The sequence below is a fragment of the Acinetobacter sp. AR_0276 genome (assembly GCF_003000705.1).
GTDB lineage: Bacteria > Pseudomonadota > Gammaproteobacteria > Pseudomonadales > Moraxellaceae > Acinetobacter > Acinetobacter nosocomialis.
In genome coordinates, this window is sequence record NZ_PSQO01000004.1 from 1,578,606 (window position 1) to 1,595,773 (window position 17,168).

The 17,168-nt window shown below is 35.6% G+C and carries 12 protein-coding genes and 2 pseudogenes; 4 read left to right on the top strand and 10 right to left on the bottom strand.

Annotation, left to right across the window (positions count from 1 at the left end):
• Window positions 1-15: 15 nt before the first annotated feature.
• The 6 genes from CSB87_RS08410 to CSB87_RS08435 all read right to left on the bottom strand — a co-directional run bounded on the left by CSB87_RS08410 (window position 16) and on the right by CSB87_RS08435 (window position 6,327).
• Window positions 16-624 carry an SLATT domain-containing protein gene (locus CSB87_RS08410; protein WP_002059939.1) on the bottom strand — a complete coding sequence of 203 codons (609 nt, stop codon included), beginning with the start codon at window positions 622-624 and terminating at the stop codon, window positions 16-18.
• A gap of 2 nt (window positions 625-626) precedes the next feature.
• Window positions 627-1,931 (bottom strand): SMODS domain-containing nucleotidyltransferase, encoded by a 1,305-nt coding sequence (locus CSB87_RS08415; RefSeq protein ID WP_002059963.1) that lies wholly within the window; start codon window positions 1,929-1,931, stop codon window positions 627-629.
• A 116-nt stretch (window positions 1,932-2,047) separates the two neighbouring features.
• Window positions 2,048-2,986, bottom strand: coding sequence for an endonuclease NucS domain-containing protein (locus CSB87_RS08420; protein ID WP_002059943.1), 939 nt, complete (start codon window positions 2,984-2,986; stop codon window positions 2,048-2,050).
• The gene (locus CSB87_RS08425) at window positions 2,986-4,212 is read right to left on the bottom strand and encodes a restriction endonuclease subunit S (RefSeq protein ID WP_002059960.1); all 1,227 of its coding nucleotides are present in this window, start codon (window positions 4,210-4,212) and stop codon (window positions 2,986-2,988) included. Before CSB87_RS08425 ends, CSB87_RS08420 begins: the two co-directional genes overlap by 1 nt.
• Entirely contained in the window at window positions 4,202-5,725 is a 1,524-nt protein-coding gene (locus tag CSB87_RS08430) for a type I restriction-modification system subunit M (protein ID WP_002059929.1), read from the bottom strand. The genes CSB87_RS08425 and CSB87_RS08430 overlap by 11 nt, the downstream gene beginning before the upstream one ends.
• Window positions 5,726-5,748: 23 nt before the next feature.
• Window positions 5,749-6,327 carry a restriction endonuclease subunit S gene (locus CSB87_RS08435; protein WP_002059955.1) on the bottom strand — a complete coding sequence of 193 codons (579 nt, stop codon included), beginning with the start codon at window positions 6,325-6,327 and terminating at the stop codon, window positions 5,749-5,751.
• 322 nt (window positions 6,328-6,649) lie between these two features.
• On the opposite strand from CSB87_RS08435, the pseudogene CSB87_RS08440 reads away from it, so the two are divergent.
• Together CSB87_RS08440 and CSB87_RS08445 are read left to right on the top strand one after the other, a co-directional pair.
• A pseudogene (locus CSB87_RS08440) lies at window positions 6,650-7,497 on the top strand (IS5 family transposase).
• A gap of 54 nt (window positions 7,498-7,551) precedes the next feature.
• A pseudogene (locus CSB87_RS08445) lies at window positions 7,552-8,247 on the top strand (transposase); the annotation flags it as partial.
• A 127-nt stretch (window positions 8,248-8,374) separates the two neighbouring features.
• On the opposite strand, the gene CSB87_RS08450 reads toward CSB87_RS08445, so the two are convergent.
• Window positions 8,375-10,597: an AAA family ATPase gene (locus CSB87_RS08450; protein ID WP_228131604.1), complete on the bottom strand. Its 2,223-nt coding sequence runs from the start codon at window positions 10,595-10,597 to the stop codon at window positions 8,375-8,377.
• 6 nt (window positions 10,598-10,603) lie between these two features.
• Between CSB87_RS08450 and CSB87_RS08455 the strand changes: the two genes are divergently transcribed.
• A protein-coding gene (locus tag CSB87_RS08455) for an IS3 family transposase (RefSeq protein ID WP_085944219.1) occupies window positions 10,604-11,748 on the top strand; the annotation gives its coding sequence in 2 pieces (ribosomal slippage) (window positions 10,604-10,868 and window positions 10,868-11,748; 1,146 coding nt in all).
• A 312-nt stretch (window positions 11,749-12,060) separates the two neighbouring features.
• Window positions 12,061-12,381 (top strand): type II toxin-antitoxin system Phd/YefM family antitoxin, encoded by a 321-nt coding sequence (locus tag CSB87_RS08465; protein ID WP_002059946.1) that lies wholly within the window; start codon window positions 12,061-12,063, stop codon window positions 12,379-12,381.
• Window positions 12,382-12,676: 295 nt separating this feature from the next.
• Here CSB87_RS08465 and CSB87_RS08470 read toward each other — a convergent pair whose 3' ends face one another.
• From CSB87_RS08470 to CSB87_RS08480, 3 genes are all read right to left on the bottom strand, one after another.
• Window positions 12,677-13,882 carry an IS256 family transposase gene (locus tag CSB87_RS08470; RefSeq protein ID WP_031960037.1) on the bottom strand — a complete coding sequence of 402 codons (1,206 nt, stop codon included), beginning with the start codon at window positions 13,880-13,882 and terminating at the stop codon, window positions 12,677-12,679.
• Between the two features lie 75 nt (window positions 13,883-13,957).
• Window positions 13,958-15,913 (bottom strand): AAA family ATPase, encoded by a 1,956-nt coding sequence (locus CSB87_RS08475; RefSeq protein WP_002059431.1) that lies wholly within the window; start codon window positions 15,911-15,913, stop codon window positions 13,958-13,960.
• Window positions 15,914-16,024: 111 nt separating this feature from the next.
• Window positions 16,025-17,157 (bottom strand): IS3 family transposase gene (locus CSB87_RS08480; RefSeq protein ID WP_223235881.1). Its coding sequence is split into 2 segments (ribosomal slippage): window positions 16,025-16,905 and window positions 16,905-17,157, totalling 1,134 coding nucleotides; the frame shifts between segments, so codons are not numbered across the junction.
• Window positions 17,158-17,168: the final 11 nt, after the last annotated feature.

Here is a 17,168-nt window from a genome sequence, read left to right on the forward strand (position 1 = left end):
ACCTAACCAAAATTTTTAAAATAAAACTGCGAAACATGCACTAAGATTTGCTTTATAAATAAAGCAAATAGTCATAACAATTACGACAACCAAGAATACATAAAAGCTCAAAGGTACTTTATCCCGAAAAAACCTAAATTTCTTCTGCTCATCAACCCATTCAATTTGATGCTGCCAAAAGAATTTATAGTGTGCATACCAATCACTGAACAATATTTGCTTACTCAGACCTACTGAATAATACTGACTTTCTAACTGCTGATATTCACTAATCAAATTTGTTAAATCATCAGAATCACTTTTACTTTGAACTGAGTAATATAAAGCTCGAAGCTGATTATAAATTTTAGTCAGCTCAACACCTGCCTTTTCATAATCACTTTTTTTTGCATCATACATACTGACATAGAGACCAACCACGCCAAGCACAGTGAAAGATGCTGAAAGAAAGCTTGTTGAAAGCTCCTTGAATGCTAAAGAATAAATACCGAAAGCAATTGATATAAAACTAATCCATCCTGGGGATTTTTCAACAAGATCATAAGTAGCAAAGTGTTTTTTCGCTCCAAATCCTACGTTATAGCCAGTTTCAGTGATACATTTAAGAAAATCAGATCGATTCATATTTAATCCTCAATTGGCACATAAATGCGATCACGAGCTACAACCACACCATTTTGAATGATGTAGCACTCCACTAGATGTTCACCATTAAAACTTGAATATTCATCAATGCGTTCTTTTCCATCATCCAACACAATTTGACCACGAATACAATTATGTCTTTTCGCTTCTTCACCTCTATTCAGCACTTTCCACCTCACAGAATAGTTCTGTAAATTTTTTGGTGTTGTATTTTCTTCAATATAAAAACTTAAACCACGTCCATGATTTAACTTTTTCTTTCTACGTTTAAATCCTCTTAGCCAATCAATCGTTTGACCATCTTGAGTAACTTTAGACTCAATTTTTAGCTTATATCGAATATCAATTGGATATTGATCCTCAATAAACTGCTCTGTATGTTCATAACGCATATCTTCAATGCGTATCGACATTTCTGCTTGTTTACTTGGTGCTTTAGGAAACTGTCGTCCATAAATCATTCGCCACTTACTATAAGCTTTATCGTCAGTACCTAAATCAATAGCCTCTAAACATAAATCATAGGCATCTTGTGCAGCATCTTGGAATTTAGCTTTAACTTTAACATCCTGATTACTGCCTAAAGCTTGATAATGATCACGATCAGGTTGATCAGCTAAAAATTTAAAAAAATCTCGGCTTAACCAGTCATAATACATATAGCTTTTATCATCATAGTAAGTCGTAGATTTCATGAAGTTATAAGCTAGCGTATCAATCAATAAACCTCCCATGGAAACACCATGTTTATTTTTCCATGCTCTAGCCATCTTACATAAACGACGTAAATTTCGATTTTTGGCATTGTTCATGTTTTGCATTTCATCAAGTTCAGCTTGAGGTTTTGTAATCTTCCAACTACCGCCATTTTTAGTATCTGGATATTTATATGACCCATCATCTTGCTTAAATACAGGCTGTACCTCTACATAGAAGTTCGTATATTGCACACAAACGACTAATCGATCTACAAAAACTGTAGTTCGGGGATAACGTGCAAGAATTGCATCTTTCGTATCCTTTAATAACTTCGATTGACCACCATTTTTATAATCATCCCATTTTGATGGTGGCATGATATAAAGCATGTCTAAATCTGAAATACCTTTAATCGCAGTCCATCTTCCATAGGAACCAACTTGTAATTGATTCGATGTTTTCGATTCTGTATCTCGAAATTTTTTGTTTAATGCACATGTTATCTCTTGATAACGCAACGTGATTTGTTCTTCATTCGCAACTTTAATATTGCTTAAAAAGTCTTGAAACATTTGGGAAATTGACATTACAGCCCTCAAATTTTAATTGTTGATAAAGTATTAAAAACGTCCTTGTTTCTAACGATCCATTTGATATTTAGTGACGCCAAATATAATCTTTCAGAGTCAAATTTCAGTTTGCATTAGCTTTTATTGAGCTTAAAACTCAACTGATAACGGTAAAACTCAATATTCTGAGCCACACTCAAAGCACGACGAATTCTTAAGTCATCCTCTAGTGCAATAATGACCCCTTTCACTTGCTGATCTGTCTCAGCCAACTCATCTTTGACATAGCCCATATAGCGTTGAATTTGCCCCACCACACGATCACTTGCACGACCACGTTTTAGCTCAACAACAAGCAATGTCTTTTTATCCTTACTGATTGCCAAAATATCGATAGGACCTGTATCCGATGGATACTGCTGACCGACCAATTGACCATCTTCAATATAGATATCATAAGTTGCACCCAACTCAGTTTTAGACCAGTTCTCTACCAAGAAATGCTCCAAATGCTTTTCTAAAGCAAAAGCAGTTGGGTCTTCTAACACTTCATCAGGTTCGAGATGCTCAACTGTTTCTTTGCCTTGAATAAGCGATTTAAGCTCTTCTGTATATTTGGTTAGATTACAAACTGTACCCACTGATCCAGATGAGTTTTTTAGCTCCTGAGACATCATTTCTCTAGGTAGAGTCTGCTCAAACCACTCGACTTTTCTACGATGGCTTAGCTCACCTGAAGGTACGTAGTAGTATTCTGAAATGACTTTACCCACCAAATAATGACCATCCCCACGAGGTGTAAGGATAATGTCTCCCTGTTTAATTCCCTTAGAAAGGGTATGTAACATGCCACATGCTAAACCGGCTGAAATTTTACTTTTTTCAGGCAAGGCTGTTAAATAAACAGGAATAAAACGATGATTAAACTCACGCCAATCATCAGGTAAGTCATGGGTTAAGTCTTGGTCAATGTTCCAGTTGGCGGCAATAAAGCCGCCCTCTAGAAACTCTTGAGCAAATACAGACTTCGCACCCGCCATAATGCGGTAATAGCTAGGCATCATTTGCATCATTAGGCAGCCACCTTGACACGTTTTTTACCTGTCAAAAGTTGTTGCATGAGCGCTTTTTTCTCTTGCTTTAAGCAATCAAGTTTTTTTTGCAAGGTTTCAATTTCTTGATCAGCAATAAACAGAACTTCTGCAATTCTTCGTTGTTCTTCAATTGTTGGCAAGGGAATCTGCAACTCTTTTAATGCAGCAATATTTAGAACCTTTTGAGCATTTCCAGTCGCTGTATTTAGCAACCATTCTTGAATCATTGATGAATTTAAGTATTGATAAATAAACCTCGTATCAATTCGCTTAGGATCTGCTCCAATTACTGCGAAAGCACGTGTTATGTTTGCACCATTCAATTCTTTAGGAATAACAAATATTTTTCCTAAAGTTCCAACGATTGATATAATTAAATCATTAGTATTTAAAATAGTACGACGAAACTCATAATGCAGTTCATCTGTAATCCGAATAACCTTTCGAATATCTATAAATCCTCGATCATCAATGTCTTGTATTCGAATCAAAGGATGACCATCAAGAACATCTTCACCAGGTTTCAACACCCCGTAACATAGTGGTCGATAAACCAAGGATTCTAAATTTTTAGCAGACCATTCGTTCGAAAATTTAACCCCATTCTCATCAAGCAACCGCTTCTTACTCGTCAGCAATTGTTGCATCAATGCTTTTTTCTGCTGTTGGCTATTTTCAAGCATTTTTTCAGTAGTCGAAATCGCTTGATCCCAAGTTGAAAGGATTTGGGCGATTTTTTCCTGCTCAAAATAAGGAGGTACAAGTACAGGAATTGATTTGACAATTGATCCACTCAAATTTTCCTGACTACCACTATTTGACATATTTCGAATGTTTTCATATTGATATATCAAAAACTGATAGTAGTAATCTACACAATAATCAGAAGATAGAATAATTGCGGCACAAGCCTGATTCGTAGAAGCTTCAATCCCTAACTTTGCAACTTGCCCTCTAGTCTTACCTTGCCCATACATTGCCATTAAAATGGTATTTATTGGAAATAGCTTGGCAGAAGAATTTGTTAAACCTTCTTTAGTAATTTTTTCAGCACTATCTAAAATAGTTTTAAACTGTACTTCAGCCGTTGTTACCCATGGAATATCACCATTCCAATATGCTTGTTCTTTTCTGTTTGGAGTTCCTCCAGAAGATACTGTTGCAATATCACCTATAGTCTTAATTTTCCATTCTTTAGGCACCATAACCTAACTCCTCTAAATACTTCGCCATTTGAACTTCAAGCTCAGCAAGTTGAGTCTTCAATTGCTCACGCTCAGCACGAACAGCAACCAAATCAATCTCTGCTTCTTCTTCAAAGGTATCCACATAACGAGGAATGTTTAGGTTGTAATCATTGTCTTTGATTTCCTGCAAAGTCGCCAAATACGCATACTTATCTACACTTTCACGAGCACGATAGGTTGCAATAATCTTGGCAATATTCTCTTCAGTTAAATTGTTTTGATTTTTACCTGACTTAAACTCACGGCTTGCATCAATAAACAAAACCGAATCATCAGACTTTTGCTTTTTGAAAATTAAAATCGCAGCAGGAATACCCGTACCGTAGAACAGCTTTTCAGGTAAACCAATCACCGCATCTAATAAGTTCTCGTTAATCAACTTCTCACGAATCTTACCTTCAGATGAGCCACGGAATAACACGCCATGTGGAACCACAACACCCATACGACCCGTAACAGGTTTTAGCGTCTCAATCATGTGTGAGATAAAGGCATAATCACCTTTGGTCTTTGGCGGCAAACCACGACGGAAACGATCAAACTTATCATTTTCAGCTTGCTCATAACCCCATTTATCTAATGAGAATGGCGGGTTTGCAGTCACAATATCAAATAACATCAAGTCGCCATTTTTATCCAATAACTTTGGATTACGAATGGTATCTCCCCACTCAATTTTGTGGTTATCTTCACCATGCAAGAACATGTTCATCTTGGCTAATGACCAAGTTGAACCAATCGCTTCTTGCCCATAAAGTGCATATTCTTTGCTATCGTGATTCGCTACAACTTTACGGCCACACTTCATTAACAGTGAACCAGAACCACAGGCAGGGTCACAAATACTGTCGCCTTTTTGTGGATCAAGTAACTCCGCAATTAAGTCCGATACTTCAGGTGGCGTATAGAATTCACCTGCCTTTTGACCACCACTCGCAGCAAAGTTTTTAATCAAAAACTCATAACCGTTACCAATCACATCAAGTGAACCCACACGGCTTGGTTTTAAATCTAAATCAGGCACAGCAAATACTTCTAAAAGATCTTTTAGAATCGTATTTTTTTGCTTTTCTTCGCCCAATTTATCGGTATTAAACGAGATATCTTGGAAGACACTTTTGCCTACATCTTTCAGCTTTGTACCATTGGCTTCTTCAAGTGCATGTAAAGCCATATCAATACGTTCACCATTGCCGGGCTCAAAACGATGCTCAAGCAAGGTATAGAAATTAGATTCACGAGGCAGTACAAAACGCTCATTTTTCATCATTTCTTCAATCAGTTCAGGTTCATCACCATATTCGTTTTTATAATTATCGTAGTGGTCTTGCCATACATCAGAGATGTACTTTAAGAACAGCATGGTCAAAATATAGTCTTTATAGGTATCTGCACTCACCGTACCACGGAATACATCACATGCCGACCAAAGGGCTTTATTGACGGTATCTTGGTTGATTTGAGGACTCACTATTCTTTCCTTTATTTCAATATTTAAAATGTTTGATTCAAGAGATCATTAGCAATGAGAGACATCATTTGCTCACCATTTCTTAATAACTGCTCTATAATTTTTTGCTCTCGATTTAAAGCTCGTACCATTTCTACAATCGCTTTTTGTTTAACTAAAGGTGGTATAGCAATTGGAGTTTCTTCTAATACACTACGCCGAATGCTTTTACTCATTGAGCCTTCAGCATTTTGCTCTAAATATTTTTGACAAGGACTTTGATTTAGCAGCCATGTCAAATACTCGGGTAATACATCAAATCGATTGATACGCACTACAAAAAAATGTGGCGCAGCGATTGCCTGAACGTTACTTCCTCTTTCACCTACTTGTACTGCATAGTAATGATTACCACGAGCAGCTACGAGGATATCTGTAGGGTTTAGCCATTCAGGTTTTTTTTTACCTGTGAGTTCTGTTTTCAGACATTCATCCCATTTAATTCCTGTATTTATAGAAGCATCTTTCATTTGTACAACAATAATTGATGAGTCTTGTACTTCAGGAATTTTTCCTCGAAATGGATAGCCTGCGCTTATTGATGCACTATCTTTCAGTCGCATTTTTAATTTGCTTCATTGTTATTGATGCAAAAAATATAAAACACATATTTACTTATGTCAATAAATAAATGCATCATTAGTGATGATGCAATTTGGTAACTTCTGTTATTTAAAATTTTATCAAGTAAAAATCAGATGCAGTAAATTAAGACCCAAGAAGCGACATAATATGTCGCATATAAGTGGCTTTGTTGCACAAAGCTATTCTTGAGGGCTTCTTTAGCAATATAATTTCCAGATGAAGAAGCCTGCACCTAAAACTTACCGTACAACCAATTGGTCCTCGTATAACCAAGCTTTAATCAAGCGAGGAAATATTTCAATCTGGTTTGATCCTAAGACCCAATGGTATGCACAACCACAAGGCAAGCACGGACGAAATCAAACTTATTCCGATACAGCGATTCAATGCTGTTTAATGATCAAATCTCTATTCCGTCTTTCTTTACGTATGGTCACTGGCTTTGCTCAAAGCCTGATTAAACTCTGTGGCTTGAATTGGACAGCACCAGATTACTCCACCCTCTGTAGACGACAAAAGCATATTGATATTGCGATAAGCTATCAGAAAAGTCGTGATGGGTTACACCTACTCGTCGACTCTACGGGTTTAAAATTTTTAGGTGAAGGTGAATGGAAGCGTAAGAAACATCAGCCTGAATACCGTCGGCAATGGCGTAAACTGCATATTGGTATAGATGCTGAAACACTGCAAATACGTGCCGTTCAGCTTACGACAAATAATGTCAGTGATTCACAAGTACTAGGTGATTTACTGGATCAAATCCCACCAAATGAGCGAATAGATTCTGTCTATACCGATGGGGCGTACGACACGAAGTACTACAGACAAGTGATTCAGATCGTCAAGCACATGCAGTAATTCCACCCAGGAAGAATGCCAAGCCCTGGAAAGATTCTAAAATCAGTTCAATAGAACGAAATGAGTTACTTCAAACGGTTAAGCATTTAGGCAGAACCCTATGGAAAAAATGGTCGGGCTATCACCGTCGCAGTTTGGTGGAAACCAAGATGCATTGCATCAAATTATTAGGAGATAAGCTGACGGCAAGATATTTTCAAAGTCAGGTCAATGAAGTTCATGCGCGTGTGGCAGTTCTGAATAGATTTACGGAATTAGGTAGACCTCACACCCAAGTTGTCACTTAAATTTGAATGGATTGGGGAAAACTCAGCTTTTGAATGTTTATGCAACAAAGCCCCTTGTATGCGACAGATCAACATGGCAAAAATATTCCAATTAATTTTCGAATTTATGATAAGTCAGAAAGTAAAACCAAGAATGATTACTTTATGGAGATGTTAAGTGAAGTACTCAATTGGGGTGCAAAGATTCAATTTATTACAGGTGATAGTTGGTATTCATCGACTGAAAATCTAAAAACCATAAGAAAACATGGTATTCGATTTATGTTTGGTGTCGACAGTAACCGTAAGGTTTCCCCTGAAAAAGGACAATGGTTTCAACTCCGTTTATTGCCGAATTTTCATCAGGGTCAAGTGGTCTGGCTCAAAGATGTTGGCTTTGTACAATTATTTAAGACTCAGTTAAAAGAACAGCAGAGATTTTATATTGTGCATCAAGATGAAGATGATTTATTGTCCTTTGATGGTTTTTATGAATTACATTCAAGTCATTGGAAAATAGAACAATATCATCGAGTAATTAAACAGGTTTGTCATATTGAAAAGTTTCAAGTAAGACGATCCAAGCTGATTTTGAATCATATTTTCTCAGCCTTGATGGCCTATGTTGAGATACAAAAGAACCAGTTTGAGCGGATCTTTGAAAATGTATATCGTTGGCAGAAGAAATTATTTAGACCAATTATCAAGAACTTTATTGATGAATTTATTCTCGATAAGAATCATCTGCTGCCACAGAAAATCTATAAATAATAGTGCGTAAGTCCTATATTAATAAAATAGATTAAATTTTAAATGCATATTGGACACGGTTTATTCCTCGATGACAGATTGGTTGCCATACTTAGTATTTTGCATTAAAAACTATGACCGTTTCTAATCAAGACGTACTATCTGTTAAAGTACCTGTCATCATTTGATAATGCCCCATTTGACCAGACCTATTAAAAATCTCTTTAAAAACAGATAAATATGATTCATTAGTTTGCTGTCCGTGGTTAATATACAAATCATCATGGATTGAGTGTGAACCATCATTGACCCATGCAAATAACGACTGACAAATTAGCTTCTCATTCCCTTCAAAAAGATCACAAATTTCATCTTTTTTCATACTACCCCACATTGTGAAATAGTTTTCAAGAATTCGACGTAATGTATTCTGAATAGTTAGGTTTGACTGATTATTGGTTTTAATATCTGACCAGAGTAGCTCATAGGCTGAACGGATAGGATTCTCTGAGCATTTTTCAATAGTAGATCCGCTAGAATTTTTCTTGACCATCCAAAAGGTTTCATCGCCCATGATCTGATTCTGACTTCGTTTGTTATTAAAAGTAATTTCTTTATGAAAATAAACGTTATGGGTCAAAACAAAAACTTGTTTAATCAAAGCATTATTAGTGCGAACATGATCAAATACACGCTTTATGAGGCTACTTACAATATAGAGAATATCACTATCTAAACTAGAAATAGGGTCATCAAAGACAACAATTCTATTTTCGGTAATTCCTGATGAAGAATGGGAACCTTTTACAAGTGAATAAAAATAGAGGAAAGTTATAAATGTCTTTTCTCCTTCACTCAAAGATCGGCTAGCATCATCTCCATTTGCTCGGCAAATTCTATAATGACCTTGTTCATCTACAGGGCTTATATAGAATGAGGTAAAGCCGAATGATTTGAGAAGATCGTTTATTTCATTTACTGTCGGTATTGTTGACGTAGCTTTCTTTTCAAATACTTTTAGTTGAGCTTCTAAATTACCTAAAATTTCTCTTTTTTGCTTTAAGCTATTGTTCATTCCGTTAATAGTAGATTCGAGTCTCGTCTTATTTTTTAAATAACTACTCAAGTCACTATCTAACTCATTTATAATGTATTTCCAAACTTGATTTGTAAGGTTTTGCTTTTCAGTCGAGAGGTTCTGGACAACTTGATTGTGGAGCATAATCTTTTGATTTACATCTTGGATCATATCTAAGATTTTACTAATAATAGGTTCTAATGGTTCTAGAGAAACTTTTAGGCTCGGTTCTGACAATTTCCTTTGTAAGATACCTTTGTTCCGCTCCAAACGCTCATTGAGTATTTGAGCTTCTGCTTGAAAAAGGTCTATTTCTAAAAAAGGTATATTTTGACTACTTATGAATTGAATTGCATTTAATACCGTTTCAGATGTGTCTAGATATTGCCTAAATATTTGTTCAACAATGCCTATTTCCTGCTCATATGTTTCACTAAAAAATTGAAGTAATTCATCAGAAAGACTTGGGGAAGTTATTTGCTGGCAAAAAGGGCATTGGGGATAACTTTTTTCAAAATGTTCACGCCCATGTTTAACCCAATCACTATTACCTATAGTTTCTATAAGCTTAGAGATATTAACATCTTGATTACCAATAATTATTCTTTGTAAAATCGGGTTTTTTTCTACTTCAATAAGTGTAGCAGCATTAAAAGCTGGAATAAGATTGTATCTTTCGACGTTACTTGAAAATATTGTAGAGGCTTTCTCTTTTAACTCTTCTAATGATAATAGAATTGATTGATTGATTTGTTTTTCCAGTAGAACTTTATCTTTAAATCTTTCCGCACTATTTCTAAATCCAGTAAAAGCATCTTGAAAATACGAGTCATACTTTTGTTTTTTTTGCCAACATTTTGCTTGTATTTCAGGATCTAATGCTGCTCTTTCAGAGACTTTACCACCTTGGTTAGCTTCACCATTAAGTTGAATATTTAACCCACGTATATCATTCTTTGTTTTATCGATTTGTGGACGCAATAAAGCAATTTGACGTTCTGCCTCAACTTGATCGTCACCTAGAGTAAAAACTCCTTTAACGGTATTTTCTTGATTGAAATTACGATCAATAAAATCTTTATTATAGACGAGAGTTTTTATTGGTTCTTCACCAAGCCATTGAAGTAAACAATGTGTGTAGCCTAATGGTTGATCTATAATTCTACCAATTGTAGTTTTTCCAGACCCATTTGCCCCAAATATAAAATTTATCTGCTTTAAACAGAGGTGGATCAGGAAATTTGAACAACACTTATAAGTGATATTTTGCTCCCCAAATGATGTTATAAACATCAATATATGGAGTATTTTATGGCACGTAGACCAAGAAGAAATCATTCAAATGATTTTAAAGCTAAGGTAGCACTTGCTGCGATTAAAGCAGAAAAAACACTTGCTGAATTGAGTGCTGAATTTGATGTTCATCAAAACCAAATTATCGACTGGAAAAATCAACTGATTTCAGCTTCCTCGCAAGCTTTCGATCAATCAAAAGCTCCAACAGAACCACCCATCGATCTAAAAAAACTACATGCAAAAATCGGTGAGCAGGCATTAGAAATTGATTTTTTAGAAGGTGTGTTGAAGAAACTGGGCCGCTTCAACCACAAAAGTTAATCGATGACTCACTTCAGATTTCAGTATCTAAGCAAGCTCAGCTGCTGAAAGTCTCCCGTGGTTGTTATTACTATCGCCCAAAACCTGTGAGTGCATCAGATCTGAAGCTGATGCGGTGTATGGATGAGTTACATATGCAATACCCTTTTGCAGGTAGCCGTATGATGCGTGATTTGTTGAATCGTCAAGGACATCATATAGGACGACGTCATACACGTACTTTAATGAAGAAAATGGGCATTAATGCGTTATATTGCAAACCAAATTTAAGCCAGGCTAATCAAGCTCACCGCAAATATCCATATCTGCTCAAAGGATTGGCTATTCAGCGCAGTAATCAAGTGTGGTCTACGGATATAACGTATATCCCTATGGCAAAAGGCTTTGTTTATTTATGTGCTGTGATTGATTGGCATAGCCGCAAGGTACTTGCGCATAGAGTATCGATTAGTATGGAGGTTACATTTTGCATAGAAACATTAAATGAAGCTATTGAAAAATATGGTCGACCTGAAATATTTAATACAGACCAAGGCAGTCAGTTTACCAGTGATGCATTTATTGATGTATTGAAATCAAATGACATCCAAATCAGCATGGATGGTAAAGGTCGATGGGTTGATAATGTGATGGTTGAACGATTATGGCGGAGCGTTAAATATGAAGAGGTGTATCTCAAAGCCTACAGCAATGTTTTGGATGCGAAGAAGCAATTAAACGCATATTTTGAATTTTATAATTTGAAACGACCTCATTCGAGTCTGGACAAAATGACTCCAGATGAGTTTTACTATGACCAGCTACCACAACAAAATAAGGTAGCTTAACTAGAGCAGAGTATCACTTATAAATAAGCTTTTAGTTGTTCAAACATGTGGGACCACCTCTAACCATCTAATTGTGTTGGTACACTATAAGTAGCAACATTATTTATATAGACTCCAGTAAGCATAGCTTTCCCTATTTTTAATTTGCACGATTTAAAATTTATTTTTTTAGATTATATAGTTACATACAAATATCATCTACTAATTTTAGAAATATATAATAGCCCCATAATAAATAACGGTCGTTTTCTTACATTCGGAACAATATTCTAAAGTGATTTAATTTTTGCCATCCAGTATAAGGTCTTAGATATGAATCGATTAACTTTTATAAACGGTGCGATTGTTTCTGCGTCTAATGTTCGCAAATCTTGGAGCAAAATTGTTCAATGTGTCAAAGAAAGTCATAAACCTGTTTTTGTTTATACGAAGAATGCGCCCGAAGCTGTTGTTCTGAGTTTTGAAGAATTTCAAAACATGCAGGAAATTGTTGAAGCCGTCCGGCGTGAACAGCTAGGACAACAAATGGTTTATGATCTTTTGGATATTAATCAGCTCACTGGTCAACCGATCAAACACATGCTTTTGAACCCCAAAGGTGTATTTGAAGAAGTAAATGGACAAGAAAAATAGCTTTTGAGGATATTAGCGGATTCGAGATTAGAGACAAGCTGATTTAAAAGTCATCTTATATTTATATTCGTTGCACAATGAGCTTTGATTTTCGTGAAATACTAGGAAGTGAAAACATATTCGTAAGTTAAGTAGCCCTGATGACATAGAGTTGACTAAGTTTATTGAAAATTACAAAGAACGCTTGGATGTCTATAGAACTATATTAAATAATGCACTGGGTAAAGTAATAGACTCACCCCAATGGATAAGTCTATTAAAAAGAGCGTTCAAAATTCTGTGTCAGCCGAATTGGCTAGAGTTTAATTATATCATCGAGTCTACCTCCAAAGTAAATCGATAACTGTGTGATGGTTTGCCCCCAATTTGTCACCGGCATTGTCCATTTTTCAGAAGCCTGTTGAATGCCAATATACAGCAATTTCAGTAGGCTATTCTCATTCGGAAAAGCCCCCTTGGTTTTGGTCAGTTTTCTGAATTGGCGATGTACCGCTTCAACCGCATTGGTGGTATAAATTGGCTTCCTAACCGCTTTCGGATATTTGAAATAGGCACTCAGTAAATGCCATTTTTCACGCCATGAACGAATGACTTTCTCGTATTTATCATTCCATTTGGCTTCCAGCTCATCTAGCGCCATTTCAGCGGCCTGCTTGGTATCTGCCCGGTAAACAGGCTTCAGATCAGCCATAAAGGCTTTTTGATCCTTACAGGCCACATAACGCAAGCTATTGCGGATTTGGTGAATAATGCATAACTGCACTTCTGTCTGCGGAAATATGGCAGCAATTGCTTCAGGGAAGCCTTTAAGCCCATCCACACAAGCAATAAGAATGTCTTGGATGCCACGGTTTTGCAGATCTGTCAGTACACTGAGCCAGTAATTGGCACCTTCACTTTCTGATAGGTACAGGTCTAGTAGCTCCTTATGGCCCTCGGTATTTAATCCAAGTACGGTATAAACTGCTTTGTTGACATAGCGCCCCTCATCCTTGATCTTATAATGAATGGCATCCAGCCAAACAAATGAATAGACAGCATCAAGCGGACGCTGTTGCCAGGCACGTAATTCGGGGATTAGCTTGTCTGTAATATTGGTAATGGCACCTTCAGAAATATCTAATCCATACATATCGGCAACATGTTTTTGAATATCACGGTAGCTCATGCCCAGTGCAAATAGCGAAATAACTTTACTGTCGATCTCTTCAGAGAGTTTGGTTTGGTTTTTCTTGATGAGTTGGGGCTCAAAATCACCAGTGCGATCCCGAGGTGTTTCCAGCTCAAATGAACCGGAGGATGATTTTACGGTCTTGCCAGAGTAACCATTCCTACGATTGGATGGTTTAGGATTTTCTTCCAAATAGTTTTCAATTTCAGCATTTAAAGCTGCTTCTGTCAGCTGTTTGATCAGTGGTGTCAGGATACCGTTTTCACCAGTGAGGAGTTGTCCTGACTGTAATTGTTTTAAAGCTGCTTCGAAATCAAAGTTGTTTGCCATGATGTGTCATTTCCTGTTTGATTCAGTTTATTGAAATGACACAGATTTTTGAACACTACCCTATTAAACTAAAAACTATTTAAGATTTTTATTGACCTCTTTAAAGATAGTTTCAAATCTTGATAAAGTAGTTTCTGAAAGATTATTAACAAAATCCTTATTACTAGCAAATTCTTTTGCAGGCAAATAATGATTAAACCTATTCTTTTTAATAACTTTATTAATTTTTGATAATATATCTTCAATTTCAGTACTTAATTCTTCCACCTTAATTTCAGCATGAGTAGATGACAGAGAAATATTAAAAAGTTGCAGATATTCATCAACAGTAAACATATCTTCAATATCAGCTTTTTTTCTATTATCTAAAAAATCATGAAAAAATTTTATATTTTTATCAGATATAATTTTTTGAATAGTTAGACTATCAAATCTTGCCTGAGACTTTTGGTCAGTAAATGAATCTAAAAGGCAGAAAATTGATAGTTTTGAACCTCGAAGTAATGAAATAAAACTAGCAACTTTATCTAAACCACCTGTAGGCACAATTGTAATATCTTCATTTAATCCAGTTCGTTTATTCGCATTCAAATATTCTGAAATTGTAGTTAAGTATAGTAAGTCTGAGACACCTTCTACCAATAGATTCTTTTTAGAAATAAATAAATTCTGTGCAACATCATATCCTAAAGCAGCTTGTAAAGGGAAAAGTGTATTAGGATCTTTTTGTTGAATGCTATCACTAACGATAGAGCTATCTGAGTCACTAAATACCGTTCTGACCCGATTTAATTTCGTTGTTTCTACCATGAAAGGTGAGTGAGTTGTATAAATAACTTGATATTTATCAACTAAACTCTCTAAAAAACGTAGTAAATCTGCTTGAGCAGTTGCATGCAAGTTAAGGCCTGGCTCATCTAAGAGTAGAATATATTTTGAATTTGAATCAGCCTGAATTTTGTTAAACCAAACTAAGAATGAAAAAAACCAATTAAATCCTTTACTTCTATTCTGAAGAGGTAAAGAAACTCTCGTTTTCGAGTTTTTTACACGGATATCTAAGACATGTTCAACAATATTTGTATCGACCGTTGTAGCACTGCCATAACTTGTATTTACTTGCCTTTTAGCAGTAGCTGTTTTTTTATCAATTTTAAATTCAATATTTAAGTTCTGATTTGCAGACCAATATTGAAATAATGTGTCAGAAATCAAAGCCTCAGTTGCTTCTAATTCAGCAATAAAGTCTTCGAAATCATCAGCATTAATAAGTTCATTCACATTAATTTCAGATAAATCTAACAGCGCCTTTGCTGTTTTTAGATCGTCCGATAGATCAACATCATCATCTAAAAAACTTTCTAGAATAATTCTTGATGGGAGCTGATAATATTCATCATAGTAAATAAATTTTGGTAAATGTCTTTTTATTAAAACACTATATGTATATCTTTCAATAAAAGACATCCATGTAGAACTTTTGAAGAAATATTTTCTTAAAGGCTCTAACCTTTCGGTTTCATCAGAGAACTTCTTTAATATTTGATCGAATTGCTCTTCCGTTAGAGCCAACTTCAACTCAGCTTTTACATCATCACCAATATCAGATAAATTTAAGTGTTTTAAAAATAATTCAAAATTTATCGATACACCACTTATTAAAGTAGATGAATCACCATAAGAACTTGTTAGGGTGATTTCATTACTTCCTTGCCAAGTTCCTTTACCTAACCTATTTTCGATAAAGCCAATCAACTCATCTGAAAGATGATAAGTGCAAATAATTGCTTTAGGTTTGCTATCCGACCTACTGATACTCTTTAGTTCTTTTCGTGGATAGTCTAAGGTTTCGTTAAATTTAAACTTTTCATCATCTTCAAAATAATTAGTTTTAGCTAAACATTCTAAAACAGAAGTTTTTCCCGATTCATTCATTCCTACTAAAACAGTTATATCTTCCTCAATGTTTATTGATTGAGGAGTTGTAAATGACTTATATTTTAATATCTCAATATTTTTAAGTTTAATCATTAATATTTCTCCCTAAAATTAAATATATAATACTGATAAAGATTAACAATAGAGGTGGTCCCACATGTTTGAACAACTAAAAGCTTATTTATAAGTGATACTCTGCTCTAGTTAAGCTACCTTATTTTGTTGTGGTAGCTGGTCATAGTAAAACTCATCTGGAGTCATTTTGTCCAGACTCGAATGAGGTCGTTTCAAATTATAAAATTCAAAATATGCGTTTAATTGCTTCTTCGCATCCAAAACATTGCTGTAGGCTTTGAGATACACCTCTTCATATTTAACGCTCCGCCATAATCGTTCAACCATCACATTATCAACCCATCGACCTTTACCATCCATACTGATTTGAATGCCATTTGATTTCAATACATCAATAAATGCATCACTGGTAAACTGACTGCCTTGGTCTGTATTAAATATTTCAGGTCGACCATATTTTTCAATAGCTTCATTTAATGTTTCTATGCAAAATGTAACCTCCATACTAATCGATACTCTATGCGCAAGTACCTTGCGGCTATGCCAATCAATCACAGCACATAAATAAACAAAGCCTTTTGCCATAGGGATATACGTTATATCCGTAGACCACACTTGATTACTGCGCTGAATAGCCAATCCTTTGAGCAGATATGGATATTTGCGGTGAGCTTGATTAGCCTGGCTTAAATTTGGTTTGCAATATAACGCATTAATGCCCATTTTCTTCATTAAAGTACGTGTATGACGTCGTCCTATATGATGTCCTTGACGATTCAACAAATCACGCATCATACGGCTACCTGCAAAAGGGTATTGCATATGTAACTCATCCATACAGCGCATCAGCTTCAGATCTGATGCACTCACAGGTTTTGGGCGATAGTAATAACAACCACGGGAGACTTTCAGCAGCTGAGCTTGCTTAGATACTGAAATCTGAAGTGAGTCATCGATTAACTTTTGTGGTTGAAGCGGCCCAGTTTCTTCAACACACCTTCTAAAAAATCAATTTCTAATGCCTGCTCACCGATTTTTGCATGTAGTTTTTTTAGATCGATGGGTGGTTCTGTTGGAGCTTTTGATTGATCGAAAGCTTGCGAGGAAGCTGAAATCAGTTGATTTTTCCAGTCGATAATTTGGTTTTGATGAACATCAAATTCAGCACTCAATTCAGCAAGTGTTTTTTCTGCTTTAATCGCAGCAAGTGCTACCTTAGCTTTAAAATCATTTGAATGATTTCTTCTTGGTCTACGTGCCATAAAATACTCCA

Excerpts from the sequence above, each read along its gene's own strand:
- CSB87_RS08410 (WP_002059939.1), bottom strand. The coding sequence starts at position 624 with ATGAATCGATCTGATTTTCTTAAATGTATCACTGAAACTGGCTATAAC.
- CSB87_RS08415 (WP_002059963.1), bottom strand. The coding sequence starts at position 1,931 with ATGTCAATTTCCCAAATGTTTCAAGACTTTTTAAGCAATATTAAAGTT.
- CSB87_RS08420 (WP_002059943.1), bottom strand. The coding sequence starts at position 2,986 with ATGATGCAAATGATGCCTAGCTATTACCGCATTATGGCGGGTGCGAAG.
- CSB87_RS08425 (WP_002059960.1), bottom strand. The coding sequence starts at position 4,212 with ATGGTGCCTAAAGAATGGAAAATTAAGACTATAGGTGATATTGCAACA.
- CSB87_RS08435 (WP_002059955.1), bottom strand. The coding sequence starts at position 6,327 with ATGCGACTGAAAGATAGTGCATCAATAAGCGCAGGCTATCCATTTCGA.
- CSB87_RS08450 (WP_228131604.1), bottom strand. The coding sequence starts at position 10,597 with ATGTTTATAACATCATTTGGGGAGCAAAATATCACTTATAAGTGTTGT.
- CSB87_RS08465 (WP_002059946.1), top strand. The coding sequence starts at position 12,061 with ATGAATCGATTAACTTTTATAAACGGTGCGATTGTTTCTGCGTCTAAT.
- CSB87_RS08470 (WP_031960037.1), bottom strand. The coding sequence starts at position 13,882 with ATGGCAAACAACTTTGATTTCGAAGCAGCTTTAAAACAATTACAGTCA.
- CSB87_RS08475 (WP_002059431.1), bottom strand. The coding sequence starts at position 15,913 with ATGATTAAACTTAAAAATATTGAGATATTAAAATATAAGTCATTTACA.